Genomic DNA, 14,957 nt, shown 5'->3' on the forward strand with positions numbered 1-14,957 from the left:
TCGTACAGGCCGACACATCGGTTGAAGACAGGGACTGTTTAAGCGTCGTATTCTTTTTCATGGACTCGCCCTCGCTGCCGTTGGCTTCTTAGACTGCCACCGTGGCGCATTGACGCCTCGGCGTGGGCGAGTCCATCCAATTACAGGGGCAATTGTCATCTTTCGGAAATCTTGCTGACTTATTCTCCCCGCACTTTCTATGATTTTTTAAGGTGCCGGCATGACGCTGCGCGTTTTGTTTGTGTTGATGCTGTGCGCCGGCCTGCCATTGACGGCATCGGCCGCTGATTTACCGATACCCGTCAATGGCGCCGTGCTGCGCATGCAGGGATCCAACACCATCGGCGCGGCCCTGGGCCCGGCGCTGGTCGAAGGCCTGATGCGCGAGCAGGGTCTGATCAAGGTTCACAGTGAACGTGCGGATAAAGCCAACGAACAACGCATCATCGGCGAAACCGCACAGGGCCGCCGAGTCGTGGTTGAAGTCGCGGCCCATGGTTCCAGCACCGGGTTCACGGCCCTGAAAAACGCCAGCGCCGACCTCGCCGCGTCCTCGCGCCCAATCAAAGACAGCGAACTTGTAGACCTCGAACCCTTGGGCGACTTCAAAAGCCCCGAGGCCGAGCAAGTCATCGCCATCGACGGGCTGGCAATCATCCTTCACCCGCAGAACCCGCTGAATCAACTCGACACCGAACAACTGGCGAGAATTTTCAGCGGCGAAGCAAAAACCTGGGAAGAACTCGGCGGCAGCGGTGGAGCGATTCACCTCTATGCGCGGGATGACCAATCGGGCACCTACGACACGTTTAACGAAGTAGTCCTCAGTCATCGTGGGAAAACGCTGAACAGCGCCGCGAAACGCTTCGAATCCAGCGAGCAATTGTCCGACGCCGTCAGCCTCGACCCGCAAGGCATCGGGTTCATCGGCCTGCCTTATGTGCGCCAGGCCAAAGCCGTGGCGATCGTCGATGGCCAATCCCAGGCAATGCCGCCGCTCAATAGCCTGATCGCCACGGAAGACTATCCGTTGTCCCGCCGACTGTTCTTTTACTTGCCCCCGCATGGGAAAAACCCTTGGGCCGAGGCCTTGGCGGCGTTCGCGCAAAGCAACCAAGGTCAGGCGATTGTCGCGGCTAACGGTTTTATCGCCCAGACCGTCCAGGCCATCACGGTCACGCCGAATGCGATGATGCCGGAGGGTTATCAGGCACTCAGTCGTCATGCTCAGCGGCTGTCGGTGAATTTCCGCTTTGAAGAAGGCAGCGCGACGCTCGACAACAAGGCACTGCAAGACCTGTCACGGGTGCTCGACTATATAAAGCAGCGTGATAAAACCAATCGCCAAGTCACGCTGGTAGGGTTTGGCGATGCCAAGAGTGACCCGGCGCGCGCCGATTTGCTGTCGAAGTTGCGGGCCATGGCGGTGCGGCGTGAACTGGTGAAAAGCGGCGTGGTGTTTCGCGAAATTCGCGGCTTTGGCGCCGAAATGCCAGTGGCGGCCAACAGTGCGGATGAGGGGCGAATCAAGAATCGGCGGGTTGAGGTTTGGGTGTATTGAATCTGATGTTGCTGTGTTGAATTGACTGACGCCATCGCTGGCAAGCCCGGCTCCCACAGGATCACGCTATACCTGTGGGAGCCGGGCTTGCCAGCGATGAACGATAACGCGGTCTAACTTACTGCCCGCTACGCATCATCTCTTTCGGCACATACTTGCCGATTTCGAATTTGCCGATGGCCGCGCGGTGCACTTCGTCCGGGCCGTCGGCCAGGCGCAGGGTGCGCTGCATCGCATACATGTAGGCCAGCGGGAAATCGTTGGAAACCCCTGCCCCGCCATGGATCTGAATCGCCCGGTCGATGACCCGCAAGGCTACGTTCGGCGCGACCACCTTGATCTGCGCGATCTCGCTCTTCGCCACCTTGTTGCCCACGGTGTCCATCATGTACGCCGCCTTCAACGTCAGCAGGCGTGCCATGTCGATTTCCATCCGCGAGTCGGCGATCTTGTCGATGTTGCCGCCCAGACGCGCCAGTGGCTTACCAAACGCGGTACGGCTGACCGAGCGTTTGCACATCAATTCCAGCGCCCGTTCAGCCATGCCGATTGAACGCATGCAGTGGTGAATCCGGCCTGGGCCAAGGCGCCCCTGAGCGATTTCGAAGCCGCGTCCTTCGCCCAACAGGACGTTTTCGTACGGCACTCGGACGTTTTCGAACAGCACTTCGGCGTGGCCGTGAGGGGCGTCGTCATAACCGAATACCGGCAGCGGACGAACAATCTTCACGCCCGGTGTGTCCACCGGCACCAGAATCATCGAGTGCTGGGCGTGGCGCGGCGCATCAGGATCGCTCAGGCCCATGAATATCAGAATCTTGCAGCGTGGATCACAGGCACCCGAGGTCCACCATTTCTTGCCGTTGATGACCCACTCGTCGCCATCACGCACAGCGCGAGCAGCCATGTTAGTGGCGTCGGAGGAGGCAACATCCGGCTCGGTCATGGCGAACGCCGAGCGGATCTCTCCGCGCAGCAGCGGTTCGAGCCAGCGTTGTTTCTGTTCTTCGTTGGCGTAGCGCACCAGCACTTCCATGTTGCCGGTGTCGGGCGCCGAGCAGTTGAACGGCTCTGATCCCAGCAACGAGCGGCCCATGATTTCGGCCAACGGTGCGTATTCAAGGTTGGTCAGGCCGGCGCCGAGTTCGGATTCAGGCAGAAACAAATTCCACAGGCCTTCAGCCTTCGCCTTGAGTTTGAGCTCCTCCATGATCGCGGTCGGCTGCCAGCGATCGCCTTCGGCAACCTGGCGTTCGAACACCGCCTCAGCGGGATAAACGTAAGTGTCCATGAACGCGGTTACGCGCTCACGCAGTTCCTGAACCTTGGGCGAATAAGCGAAATCCATGAGCATTACCTTCTTGGGCAGAGGTTGTTTAGGTCATGCAATCGATGCTAGAACAGCTATGAAAATTTACCTAGCCTATTCTCGGCGTGTATTAACATTCATCACCGATATATGATCGACTGATCGTCAAGGCCTCCGGCCACAACAAAAAGCCCCAAACAATAAGAGTGCAGCGCAATGAATCTGAGCAAGGTCGACCTCAACCTTTTCATCGTCTTCGACGCGATCTACACCGAGGCCAATCTGACCCGCGCCGGGCAGATTGTCGGCATTACCCAGCCTGCGGTCTCGAACGCTCTGGCTCGCTTGCGCGAGACCTTCAACGATCCGTTGTTTGTGCGTACCGCCCAAGGCATGGTGCCGACGCCCATGGCCCAGAACATCATCGGGCCAGTGCGAAACGCCCTCTCCCTGTTGCGCGTGTCGGTGCAGGAAAGCCGCATTTTCAACCCGCTGCAGGCGGTCAAGACTTATCGCATCAGCATGACCGACCTCACCGAAGCGGTGATCCTGCCGCCGCTGTTCCAGCGCCTGCGCCGCCTGGCACCGACGGTGATCATCGAAAGCTTCTTGTCCAAGCGCCGCGAAACCACCAAGGAACTGGCGGCCGGGCGTCTCGACTTCGCGGTGGATGCACCGCTCAACACCGACCCGCAAGTGCGTCACGTCAAGTTGATGGAAGACCGTTACGTGTGCGCCATGCGCAAGGGCCATCCGCTGGCGGGCAAAGAGAAATTCACCCTGGATGATTATCTGTCGATGACCCACATCCACATCTCCAGCCGCCGCAGCGGACTGGGTCATGTTGATCTGGCCCTGGGAAAAATGGGCATCCAGCGCAAGATCGCCCTGCGGTCCCAGCATTACCTGATGGCCTCGCAAGTGTTGCAACAGACCGACATGGTCATGACCGTGCCGGAGCGCTTCGCCCGTCGCAATGATTTGCACGCCTTCAGCCTGCCGGTCAACGACGTGCCACCGGTGGAAACTCACCTCTACTGGCACGAAAGCACCGACCAGGACCCGGCGAACCGCTGGATGCGCGAGCAAATGATCGAGTTGTGCCAGCAGGTGACGGCACATGAGAAGAAGCTCGAAAAGGTGTAGGACTTTAGACCGAGGCGGCCGCATCGCGAGCAGGCTCACTCCCACATGGGATCGGCGGTGAACACAAAATCTGTGACATTGCTGATAACCCCTGTGGGAGCGAGCCTGCTCGCGATGAGGCCCGCCAGACCACCAAAGCTCCCAGCCCCTTGACGTAAACGTCAACCTGCCATTAGCTTAGCGCCATGACCTTTTTCGAGCGCTTCCATGAGCAGCCAGACTTACAGCATTTCCGACCTCGCCCGCGAGCTCGATATCACCACGCGGGCCATCCGCTTTTATGAAGAACAAGGCCTGCTCAGCCCCGAGCGTCGCGGTCAGGAGCGCATCTACTCGCCTCGCGACAAAGTCAGCCTGAAGCTGATCCTGCGGGGCAAGCGCATTGGCTTCTCCCTGGCCGAGTGCCGCGAGTTGATCGAGCTGTATGACCCCACCGGCGGCAATCAGAAACAACTGCAAACCATGTTGAGCAAGATCGCCGAGCGCCGCGAACAGTTGGAGCAGCAGATGCTCGACATCGAGCAGATGAAGCTGGAACTGGACACCGCGCAGGAGCGCTGTACTCAGGCGCTGGAACAAACCATCAAGAGCCAGCAGGTCGTGTAGGAGCTGAGCTCCTACAGGGTTCTGTGAACATTCATACAATTTCAACAGGTCCAACGCCATGTCCCTTCCCACCCACGTACGCATTGTCGAAGTCGGCCCCCGCGACGGCCTGCAAAACGAAGCCCAACCGATCAGCGTTGCCGACAAGGTGCAGCTGGTCGACGCGCTGACCGCCGCCGGCCTCGGATATATAGAAGTCGGCAGTTTCGTCTCGCCCAAATGGGTGCCGCAAATGGCCGGCTCCGCCGAGGTCTTCGCGCAGATCCAGCGCAAACCCGGCGTGACCTATGGCGCGCTCGCCCCCAACCTGCGTGGGTTTGAAGACGCGATGGCGGCGGGTGTGAAGGAAGTAGCGGTATTCGCCGCCGCGTCCGAAGCGTTTTCCCAGCGCAACATCAACTGCTCGATCAGCGAAAGCCTGGAGCGTTTCGTACCGATCATGGACGCCGCCAAACAACATGGCGTGAGCGTACGCGGTTATGTGTCCTGCGTGCTGGGCTGCCCTTACGAAGGTAACGTCGCCCCCGAGCAAGTCGCCCGGGTTGCGCGCGAGCTCTACGCCATGGGCTGTTACGAAGTGTCGCTGGGCGACACCATCGGCACGGGCACCGCTGGCGCCACGCGCAAGATGTTCGAGGTGGTCTCGGCCGACGTGCCCCGTGAAAAACTCGCCGGACACTTCCACGACACCTACGGCCAAGCCATGGCCAACATCTACGCCAGCCTGCTGGAAGGGATCTCGGTGTTCGACAGCTCCATCGCCGGCCTCGGCGGTTGCCCGTACGCCAAGGGCGCCAGCGGTAACGTCGCCACCGAAGACGTGGTGTATCTGCTCAATGGCTTGGGTATCGAGACCGGTATCGACCTGGATGCATTAATCCTGGCCGGTCAACAGATTTGCACGGTGCTGGGTCGTCCGACCGGTTCGCGTGTGGCCAAGGCTCGCAGTGCACAGTGAGGCCTTCGGGTGTTACCGCGACGTCTGAAACGTGGGCACAAGCGAGTAACACGGAAACAAATTGTCGGGATTCGACCGATAGAAAAACCCTACAAAATTATAAATCATTGATTTTAAAGGGTTTTAAAAAGTTGGCACGGCTCCTGCTATCTCTACTGCATAACAAGAACAAAAAAAGCAGCAAACACTAATAAAAATAAGACGTAACGACTCTGACATAACAAAAACAACACGGCAGAGACGCAGCTAACAGATTTTTTTGGAGAAGGTGTGCTTTTCAGGGTGCTTTTCGGAGTTACCCGCAACCGGGCAGAGAACAATAAAACTACCTTCAGGTAGCTCCCGAACTGGTTGGATCGCTCAGCGAAAAAGTAGATCAGCGCTCAAAAAAATACGTTTGCTCTTGATCCCGGATGGGGATCGACAAAAACAGCGGTAAAGGGTCACGGTTTCTAAAAACAACAATAAACCGCCCCTCAATAATAAAAAAAGAGCACGCGCAACGACAAAATTAAAGGGGAGCTTCGGCTCCCCTTTGTGCTTTCTGGCATTCAGGTTTTCGCTGCCCTTTGTAGGAGCGAGGCTTGCCCGCGATGGCGGCGAGTCAGTCAACATGAATGCTGGATGTCCCGACGCCTTCGCTGGCAAGCCAGCTCCTACAGCTTCGCTTTGAGCTCCGCGACGCTGATCTCGCGCATCCGGAATTTCTGGATCTTGCCGGTCACTGTCATCGGAAACTCCTCCACGAACTTGAAGTAACGCGGCGTCTTGAAGTGCGCGATGCGCTCCTTGCACCACGCTTGGAGTTCTTGCTCGGTGGCACTGTGACCCGGGTGGAATTTGATCCAGGCGACGATCTCTTCACCATAACGCGAGCACGGGATGCCGATCACTTGTACGTCAGCCACCGCCGGGTGGGTGAAGAAGAACTCCTCCAGCTCCCGTGGGTAAACGTTCTCACCGCCCCGGATGATCATGTCCTTGTTGCGCCCGGCAATGCATACATAGCCTTCGTCGTTCATGCTGGCCAGGTCGCCGGTGTGCATCCAGCCGGCCTGATCGATGGCCTCGGCGGTGCTTTGCGGGTTGTTCCAGTAACCGAGCATCACGCTGTAACCGCGGGTGCACAGCTCGCCAATGGTGCCGCGCGGCACGAGGTTACCGGCCTCGTCGATGATTTTGCTTTCCAGCTGTGGCTGGGTGCGGCCGACGGTGGTCACGCGTAACTCCAGTTCGTCCGACGGACCAGTCTGCAACGACACAGGGCTTGTTTCCGTCATGCCGTAGGCAATCTGCACTTCGTTCATGTGCATTTCGTTGATGACCCGGCGCATCACCTCGATGGGGCACGTGGCACCAGCCATGATCCCGGTGCGCAGGCTCGACAGATCAAACTCGGTACGCTTGGGCTGATCGAGCATGGCGATGAACATGGTCGGTACGCCATAAAGCGCCGTGGCTTTTTCTTCGGCGACGGTAGTCAGGGTCAGCAGCGGATCGAAAGCATCATTCGGATAAATCATGGTGCTACCGTGGGTCATGCAGCCCAGATTGCCCATGACCATGCCGAAGCAGTGATACAGCGGCACCGGAATCACCAGGCGATCATCGGCGGTCAGGCCGAGGCTTTCGCCGACCATGTAACCGTTGTTGAGGATGTTGTAGTGACTGAGGGTCGCGCCTTTCGGGAACCCGGTGGTGCCGGAGGTGTACTGGATGTTCACCGGCTGATCGAAATGCAGGCTGTCCTGGCGCTCGCGCAGCTGTTCCATCGAAACGCTGGCAGCCAGATCCGCCAATTGCGACCAGGGCAGAAAACCTGAAGGCGGTTGCGCATCCAGACTGATGACACCGCGCAGGTCGGGCAGACGTTCGCTGTGCAATTTTCCGATGGATTGCTCGGCCAGTTCAGGAACGAGACCTAGCAGCATCCCGTGATAATCGGAGGTTTTGAACGCGCCGGCGCAGACCAGCCATTGGCAACCGGATTGCTTCAACACGTATTCGAGTTCGGAACTGCGGTATGCCGGGTTGATATTGACCAGAATCACGCCGATTTTCGCACTGGCGAACTGGCTGATGCACCACTGGGCACAGTTCGGTGCCCAGACGCCGAGACGATCACCAGCCTGCAAGCCCAGCGCGAGCAGCGCTCTGGCATGCAGGTCTACGGCGTCGGCCAGTTGCTGCCAGGTGTAACGCAGCTGCTGATGGCGCACGACCAGCGCCTCCCCGGTCGCGTACTGCGCAACGGTGTTATCGAACGCCTGACCGATGGTCATCGCCAGCAAGGCTTTGTCCTGGGAGCCACGGGTATAGCTGCGCTGCGGGCTTGCACTGGGTTGATCCATGATGACCCCTATTGTCTTTATTGTAGGAACGAGCAATGCGGCGATCCGACTTGTCTGCGATAGGAGTAACGCGGTGTCAGTGTAAGTCCGCGTTATCGTTCATCGCGAGCAAGCTTTGCTCCTACAGAGTCGCTCAAGTTGACGTTAACGTAAAGGGTGATTGACAGCCATTCGTCACAGGCTTACGTTAACGTAAAGGTGAGAAACGAATCACTGCCCTCCCCGCCCTACAAAAAAGCCAAAAGGTGCCCCATGAGCTACCCATCCCTGAATTTTGCCCTCGGTGAAACCATCGACATGCTGCGCGATCAGGTTCAGTCCTTCGTCGCCAAAGAGATCGCCCCGCGCGCGGCTCAGATCGATATCGACAACCTGTTCCCCGCCGACCTGTGGCGCAAATTCGGCGACATGGGTCTGCTGGGTATTACCGTGCCGGAAGAGTACGGCGGTGCCGGCCTGGGTTACCTGGCCCACGTCGTGGCCATGGAAGAAATCAGCCGTGGTTCGGCGTCGGTTGCCTTGTCCTACGGCGCCCACTCCAACCTCTGCGTCAACCAGATCAACCGCAACGGTAACCACGAACAGAAAAGCAAATACCTGCCGAAACTGATCAGCGGCGAGCACATCGGCGCCTTGGCCATGAGCGAACCGAATGCCGGTTCCGACGTGGTCTCGATGAAGCTGCGTGCCGATAAACGCGGCGATCACTACGTGCTCAATGGCAGCAAGACCTGGATCACCAACGGCCCTGACGCCAACACCTACGTGATCTACGCCAAGACCGACCTGGAAAAAGGCCCCCACGGCATCACCGCGTTCATCGTTGAACGCGACTGGAAAGGCTTCAGCCGCAGCAACAAGTTCGACAAGCTCGGCATGCGCGGTTCGAACACCTGCGAGCTGTTCTTCGATGACGTGGAAGTGCCGGAAGAAAACATTCTCGGCGTGCTCAACGGCGGCGTGAAAGTGTTGATGAGCGGCCTCGACTACGAGCGCGTTGTGCTCTCCGGCGGCCCGACCGGAATCATGCAGGCGTGCATGGACCTGATCGTTCCGTACATTCACGACCGCAAGCAATTCGGCCAAAGCATCGGCGAATTCCAGCTGATCCAGGGCAAGGTTGCCGACATGTACACCCAACTCAATGCCAGCCGCGCCTACCTCTACGCGGTGGCCCAGGCCTGCGAACGTGGCGAAACCACGCGCAAGGACGCTGCCGGCGTGATTCTGTACAGCGCCGAACGCGCCACGCAAATGGCCCTCGACGCGATCCAGATTCTGGGTGGCAACGGTTACATCAACGAATTTCCAGCCGGTCGTCTGCTGCGTGACGCCAAGCTGTACGAAATCGGCGCCGGCACCAGTGAGATCCGTCGCATGCTCATCGGTCGCGAACTGTTCAACGAAACCCGCTAATCGGAGCTGTCCATGGCTATCCTGCATACCCAGCTCAACCCCCGTTCGGCGGAGTTCGCAGCCAACAGCGCGGCGATGCTCAAACAGGTCGACGACCTGCACACCCTGCTCGCCCAAGTGCAGCTGGGTGGCGGCCCGAAGGCTCAAGAACGCCATACTTCGCGGGGCAAATTGCTGCCCCGCGAGCGGATCAATCGCCTGCTCGATCCGGGTTCGCCGTTTCTGGAAATCAGCCAACTGGCGGCCTATGAGGTTTACGGTGAAGACGTTCCGGCCGCTGGCGTGATTGCCGGGATCGGCCGCGTGGAAGGCGTCGAATGCATGATCGTCGCCAACGACGCCACGGTAAAAGGTGGCTCGTACTACCCGCTGACCGTGAAAAAACACCTGCGCGCCCAGACCATCGCCCAGCAGAATCGCCTGCCGTGCATCTATCTGGTGGACTCCGGCGGCGCCAACCTGCCACGTCAGGATGAAGTGTTCCCGGATCGCGAGCACTTCGGGCGGATCTTCTTCAACCAGGCCAACATGAGCGCCATGGGCATTCCACAGATTGCCGTGGTGATGGGCTCGTGCACCGCCGGTGGTGCGTATGTGCCCGCGATGGCTGACGAAGCGATCATGGTGCGCCAGCAAGCGACGATTTTCCTCGCCGGCCCACCGCTGGTGAAAGCCGCGACCGGTGAAGTGGTCAGCGCCGAAGACCTCGGCGGGGCCGATGTGCACTGCAAGATTTCCGGGGTCGCCGACCATTACGCCGAGAGCGATGAACACGCCTTGGCCATAGCGCGACGCAGCGTCGCCAACCTCAACTGGCGCAAGCTCGGCGAACTGCAACAACGCAACCCTATTGCGCCGCTGTACAGCAGCGACGAGTTGTACGGCGTGGTTTCGGCGGACGCCAAGCAACCGTTCGATGTGCGCGAAGTGATCGCGCGTCTGGTCGACGGTTCGGTGTTCGATGAATTCAAAGCACTGTTCGGCACCACGCTGGTGTGCGGCTTTGCCCACCTGCACGGCTACCCGATCGCGATCCTCGCCAACAACGGCATCCTGTTCGCTGAAGCTGCGCAGAAAGGCGCGCACTTTATCGAACTGGCCTGCCAGCGCGGCATCCCGTTGCTGTTCCTGCAAAACATCACCGGCTTCATGGTCGGCCAGAAGTACGAGGCCGGTGGTATCGCCAAGCATGGCGCAAAACTGGTGACCGCTGTGGCCTGCGCCAAAGTGCCGAAATTCACCGTGATCATCGGCGGCAGTTTTGGTGCCGGTAACTACGGCATGTGCGGGCGCGCTTACGACCCGCGCTTCCTGTGGATGTGGCCAAACGCACGCATTGGTGTGATGGGCGCTGAGCAGGCTGCCGGGGTGTTGGTGCAGGTCAAGCGCGAGCAGGCCGAACGCAGTGGTCAGGGCTTCAGCGCCGAGCAGGAAGCCGAGATCAAGCAACCGATCCTCGATCAATACGAAGAACAGGGTCACCCCTACTACTCCAGCGCACGGCTATGGGACGACGGCGTCATCGACCCGGCACAAACCCGTGATGTGTTGGCCCTGGCCTTGTCCGCGTCGTTGAACGCGCCTATCGAACCGAGCCGCTTCGGCGTGTTCCGGATGTGATCGGGAGAAAACCATGAGCGACTTCAATACCCTCGAACTGCTGACCGACCCACGGGGTTTCGCCACCCTGTGGCTCAGCCGTGAAGAAAAGAACAACGCGTTCAACGCGCAAATGATCCGCGAACTGATCCTCGCGCTGGACGCCGTGGCGAGCGACACCAGCCTGCGCTTTTTGCTAGTGCGTGGACGCGGCAAACATTTCAGCGCCGGCGCGGACCTGGCGTGGATGCAGCAATCAGCCGAACTCGATTACGGCACCAACCTCGACGACGCCCGGGAACTGGCGGAGTTGATGTACAACCTCGCCAAGTTGAAAGTCCCGACCCTGGCCGTAGTACAAGGCGCGGCCTTCGGCGGTGCGCTGGGCCTGATCAGTTGCTGCGACATGGCCATTGGCACCGACGACGCGCAGTTCTGCCTGTCGGAAGTGCGCATCGGCCTGGCGCCAGCGGTGATCAGCCCGTTCGTGGTGCAGGCCATCGGTGAACGCGCGGCACGCCGTTATGCGCTGACCGCCGAACGTTTCGGCGGGCAACGGGCGCGGGAAATCGGTTTGTTGTCGGAAAGCTATCCAACCGCCGAGTTGGAGCAAAAGGTCGACCAGTGGATCGACAACCTGCTGCTCAACAGCCCCGCCGCCATGCGCGTCAGCAAAGACTTGTTGCGTGAAGTCAGCCATGGCGCGTTGACCCCGGCACTGCGTCGCTACACCGAAAACGCCATCGCCCGCATCCGCGTCAGCCCCGAAGGTCAGGAAGGCTTGCGCGCCTTTTTGCAAAAGCGTCCGCCGAGCTGGCAAGCCCCCACCACCAAGGAGCCGCGTTGATGAGCGCACCTGTTCTCACCACCCTGCTGGTGGCCAACCGTGGCGAAATCGCCTGCCGCGTCATGCGCACCGCCAAAGCCCTGGGCCTGACCACCGTGGCCGTGCACAGCGCCACTGACCGTGAAGCGCGACACAGCCGCGAGGCGGATATCCGCGTCGACCTCGGTGGCAGCAAAGCCGCCGACAGTTACCTGCAAATCGACAAACTGATTGCGGCAGCCAAGGCCAGCGGCGCTCAGGCGATCCATCCGGGTTACGGCTTTTTGTCGGAGAACGCCGGGTTCGCCCGCGCGATTGAAGACGCCGGCCTGATCTTCCTCGGCCCGCCCGCCTCGGCCATCGACGCCATGGGCAGCAAATCCGCCGCCAAAGCGCTGATGGAAACTGCCGGCGTGCCGTTGGTGCCGGGTTATCACGGCGAAGCTCAGGACTTCGACACCTTCCGCGATGCGTGTGAGCGCATCGGCTATCCAGTGCTGCTCAAGGCCACCGCCGGCGGTGGCGGCAAAGGCATGAAAGTGGTCGAGGACGTCAGCCAGTTGGCCGAAGCCCTGGCTTCGGCCCAGCGAGAAGCGAAATCCTCGTTTGGCGATTCACGGATGCTGGTAGAGAAGTACCTGCTCAAACCGCGCCACGTGGAAATCCAGGTCTTTGCCGATCAGCATGGCAATTGCCTGTACCTGAATGAACGTGACTGCTCGATCCAGCGTCGCCACCAGAAAGTCGTCGAAGAAGCACCCGCGCCAGGCTTGAGCCCGGAGCTGCGTCGTGCCATGGGCGAAGCCGCTGTTCGCTCGGCACAAGCCATCGGTTATGTCGGTGCCGGCACCGTGGAGTTTTTGCTGGATTCGCGCGGTGAGTTCTTCTTTATGGAAATGAACACGCGCCTGCAGGTTGAACACCCGGTCACCGAAGCCATCACTGGCCTGGACTTGGTGGCCTGGCAGATTCGCGTGGCCCGTGGCGAAGCGCTGCCGATGACCCAGGCCGAAGTACCTCTGATCGGTCACGCGATTGAAGTGCGACTGTACGCAGAGGATCCGGCCAATGATTTCCTGCCGGCCACCGGACGCCTGGAATTGTATCGTGAATCAGCCGAAGGCCCGGGACGTAGGGTCGACAGCGGTGTTGAAGAAGGCGACGAAATTTCACCGTTCTATGACCCGATGCTGGGCAAGTTGATTGCCTGGGGCGAAGACCGTGAACAGGCGCGCTTGCGGTTGCTGAGCATGCTCGATGAGTTTGCGATTGGCGGACTCAAGACCAACATCAACTTCCTGCGCCGGATCATCGCGCACCCTGCGTTTGCTGCTGCAGAACTGGACACCGGGTTTATCCCGCGTTTTCAGGAGCAATTGTTGCCAGCACCTTCGGACCTCAGCGACGCGTTTTGGCAGGCTGCCGCTCAGGCGGTTGCCCAGAGCCAGCCAGACTCACCGCGTGCAGATGACGTGAGTTCGCCATGGGCTATCGGCAATGGTTTCCGTGCCGGTTTACCGAAAGAAATCACCCTGCACTTGAGCTGCGAAGGCCAGGACCGCGCGCTAACCTTGGGCGACATCCGCACAGCCCACCTTCAAGGTGAGCAATTGCTGACTGAGCACAACGGCGTACGCCGTCAGCACCGGGCAATCCGTCGTGGCGACCATGTCTATCTGCAATGGGAAGGTGAACTGCGCCGCATCGAATCCTATGACCCGATCAGCGCCGTCGAAGCCAGCCACAGTCATCACGGTGGGCTCACCGCTCCAATGAACGGCAGCATCGTACGAGTACTGGTAGAGGCCGGGCAAACGGTCGAAGCCGGGGCGCAATTGGTGGTGTTGGAAGCGATGAAAATGGAGCACAGCATTCGCGCGCCCCATGCGGGCGTGATCAAGGCCTTGTATTGCCAGGAAGGCGAAATGGTCAGCGAAGGCAGTGCGTTGGTCGAGCTGGAAGAAGCGTGAAATGAAGATCGGTCCTACGTTTTACGAGGACCGATCTGATTAGAATTTAGCCGTTGCCTGAACCACTACACCGAGAATTCGACATTCATCGGTGTAAAGGGCTTTCGGATACGTCGGATTGAGCGGGACCAGGTAACGCTGCCCGCCCTCTTCGATCAGTTTGCGAAAAGTCGCCTCGGTGCTGTCCGACCACTGCGCGATCACCAGCTTTCCAGGCTCCGGCACAATGGCCGGGTCCACCAGAATCATCATGCCCTCGGCGATGCTCACGCCTGTGGGTGCGGTCATCGCATCCCCCACCACCACCAGCCAGAAAGCCGCGCCCTGTGCGTGGTAATCCGTCAGCTCGAAACGCGGTTTGCCGTAGACCGATAACTCACCGTCACGCACTTGCGCGGGCTCGCGCCAGTCACTGACGGGATAGCGGAAGTACGGGTTGTACTTGTGGGCCAGGCAAGGCTCGTCGTCCTGCAAGACCAGACGCTCGCGAATCACCGTCGCCACTTCCAGAAAATCCATCCCGAGCGCGCGCAAGACACGATTCATGTCTTCGATGCTCGGCTGACGGCGCTTATTCAGCCAGTGACCCACGCCACCCTGGGACATCCCGAGGCGGTCGGCGAGGACCTCTTGAGTGACTTTGAGGTCACTCATCTTGGCTTTGACTAACTCAATCCATTTATCCATGTGCGGCACGATACGTGGGGTACTCCGACCAACAAAACACAAATTGTAGTATTTAAATTCCAGTCACAAATACAGTTCGTACTAGGATGGATTTACGGATCTGAATCTATCACGGAGCTTGCCATCGTCATGACGTTACCCAGCAATGACCTGCCAGATATGCAAATCGATACCACCCTGACCTCGCCAAAAGGCAATGCCGCCGCACAGCGAGCGCTGGATTATTACTTGAAACCAACTGTGTCCGAACCCGCTGCTGTGGAGCGGTTTTTTGACGTGAACCCGGACATCAGCGCAGAAGAGGCGCTGGTTCATGCCTCGGATTTGTTGCGATGCGCTGCGGCGACGGCACATGAATCAGCCAGCAACCTGCACGGTGCGAGCCGCGACCTGGCCTTTTCGACGGTGCACATGATCGACATGGCCAAGGCGATGATCGATCGGTCTTTGCAAGGGCATCAGAACGTGTGAAGCGGACGTGCTTTCAGGGAGGACAGGAAAGAATTTTCCAATCGTGCAGATAAAATC

General features: G+C 59.3%; 12 protein-coding genes. 9 read left to right on the top strand and 3 right to left on the bottom strand.

The features are described 5' to 3' along the window. The first annotated feature begins 220 nt into the window (after nucleotides 1-220). The gene (locus KGB06_RS15460; protein WP_223517155.1) at nucleotides 221-1,561 is read left to right on the top strand and encodes a substrate-binding domain-containing protein; all 1,341 of its coding nucleotides are present in this window, start codon (nucleotides 221-223) and stop codon (nucleotides 1,559-1,561) included. Nucleotides 1,562-1,679: 118 nt separating this feature from the next. On the opposite strand, the gene KGB06_RS15465 is transcribed toward KGB06_RS15460, so the two are convergent. Beyond that, nucleotides 1,680-2,909 carry an acyl-CoA dehydrogenase gene (locus KGB06_RS15465; protein ID WP_223517157.1) on the bottom strand — a complete coding sequence of 410 codons (1,230 nt, stop codon included), beginning with the start codon at nucleotides 2,907-2,909 and terminating at the stop codon, nucleotides 1,680-1,682. Between the two features lie 177 nt (nucleotides 2,910-3,086). Here KGB06_RS15465 and KGB06_RS15470 point away from each other — a divergent pair, with 177 nt between their 5' ends. The 3 genes from KGB06_RS15470 to KGB06_RS15480 all read left to right on the top strand — a co-directional run bounded on the left by KGB06_RS15470 (nucleotide 3,087) and on the right by KGB06_RS15480 (nucleotide 5,580). Continuing rightward, nucleotides 3,087-4,016, top strand: coding sequence for a LysR family transcriptional regulator (locus KGB06_RS15470; RefSeq protein WP_223517159.1), 930 nt, complete (start codon nucleotides 3,087-3,089; stop codon nucleotides 4,014-4,016). Between the two features lie 207 nt (nucleotides 4,017-4,223). Continuing rightward, nucleotides 4,224-4,622: a MerR family transcriptional regulator gene (locus tag KGB06_RS15475; RefSeq protein ID WP_223517160.1), complete on the top strand. Its 399-nt coding sequence runs from the start codon at nucleotides 4,224-4,226 to the stop codon at nucleotides 4,620-4,622. A gap of 58 nt (nucleotides 4,623-4,680) precedes the next feature. Further along, entirely contained in the window at nucleotides 4,681-5,580 is a 900-nt protein-coding gene (locus tag KGB06_RS15480; protein WP_223517162.1) for a hydroxymethylglutaryl-CoA lyase, read from the top strand. Nucleotides 5,581-6,236: 656 nt separating this feature from the next. Here the strand turns inward: KGB06_RS15480 and KGB06_RS15485 are convergent. Beyond that, complete coding sequence (locus KGB06_RS15485) at nucleotides 6,237-7,931, bottom strand: AMP-binding protein (protein ID WP_223517164.1); 1,695 nt, start codon at nucleotides 7,929-7,931, stop codon at nucleotides 6,237-6,239. Between the two features lie 252 nt (nucleotides 7,932-8,183). Between KGB06_RS15485 and KGB06_RS15490 the strand changes: the two genes are divergently transcribed. From KGB06_RS15490 to KGB06_RS15505, 4 genes are read left to right on the top strand one after another with little or no spacing between them, the layout of a single operon-like run. Continuing rightward, on the top strand, nucleotides 8,184-9,347 hold the full coding sequence (locus KGB06_RS15490; protein WP_008031893.1) for an isovaleryl-CoA dehydrogenase: 1,164 nt from the start codon (nucleotides 8,184-8,186) through the stop codon (nucleotides 9,345-9,347). A 12-nt stretch (nucleotides 9,348-9,359) separates the two neighbouring features. Next, nucleotides 9,360-10,967 carry a carboxyl transferase domain-containing protein gene (locus tag KGB06_RS15495; RefSeq protein WP_223517166.1) on the top strand — a complete coding sequence of 536 codons (1,608 nt, stop codon included), beginning with the start codon at nucleotides 9,360-9,362 and terminating at the stop codon, nucleotides 10,965-10,967. Nucleotides 10,968-10,980: 13 nt separating this feature from the next. Beyond that, on the top strand, nucleotides 10,981-11,793 hold the full coding sequence (locus tag KGB06_RS15500) for a gamma-carboxygeranoyl-CoA hydratase (RefSeq protein WP_223517168.1): 813 nt from the start codon (nucleotides 10,981-10,983) through the stop codon (nucleotides 11,791-11,793). Beyond that, nucleotides 11,793-13,742 carry an acetyl/propionyl/methylcrotonyl-CoA carboxylase subunit alpha gene (locus KGB06_RS15505; RefSeq protein ID WP_223517170.1) on the top strand — a complete coding sequence of 650 codons (1,950 nt, stop codon included), beginning with the start codon at nucleotides 11,793-11,795 and terminating at the stop codon, nucleotides 13,740-13,742. The genes KGB06_RS15500 and KGB06_RS15505 overlap by 1 nt, the downstream gene beginning before the upstream one ends. Before the next feature lie 39 nt (nucleotides 13,743-13,781). On the opposite strand, the gene KGB06_RS15510 is transcribed toward KGB06_RS15505, so the two are convergent. Continuing rightward, nucleotides 13,782-14,429 (bottom strand): LexA family protein, encoded by a 648-nt coding sequence (locus KGB06_RS15510; RefSeq protein WP_223517172.1) that lies wholly within the window; start codon nucleotides 14,427-14,429, stop codon nucleotides 13,782-13,784. A gap of 129 nt (nucleotides 14,430-14,558) precedes the next feature. On the opposite strand from KGB06_RS15510, the gene KGB06_RS15515 reads away from it, so the two are divergent. Further along, nucleotides 14,559-14,900 carry a DUF6124 family protein gene (locus tag KGB06_RS15515; RefSeq protein WP_223517174.1) on the top strand — a complete coding sequence of 114 codons (342 nt, stop codon included), beginning with the start codon at nucleotides 14,559-14,561 and terminating at the stop codon, nucleotides 14,898-14,900. Nucleotides 14,901-14,957: the final 57 nt, after the last annotated feature.

Origin of the sequence: Pseudomonas sp. GL-B-19, assembly GCF_019956415.1 — a bacterium.
In the GTDB taxonomy this organism is placed as follows: Bacteria; Pseudomonadota; Gammaproteobacteria; order Pseudomonadales; family Pseudomonadaceae; genus Aquipseudomonas.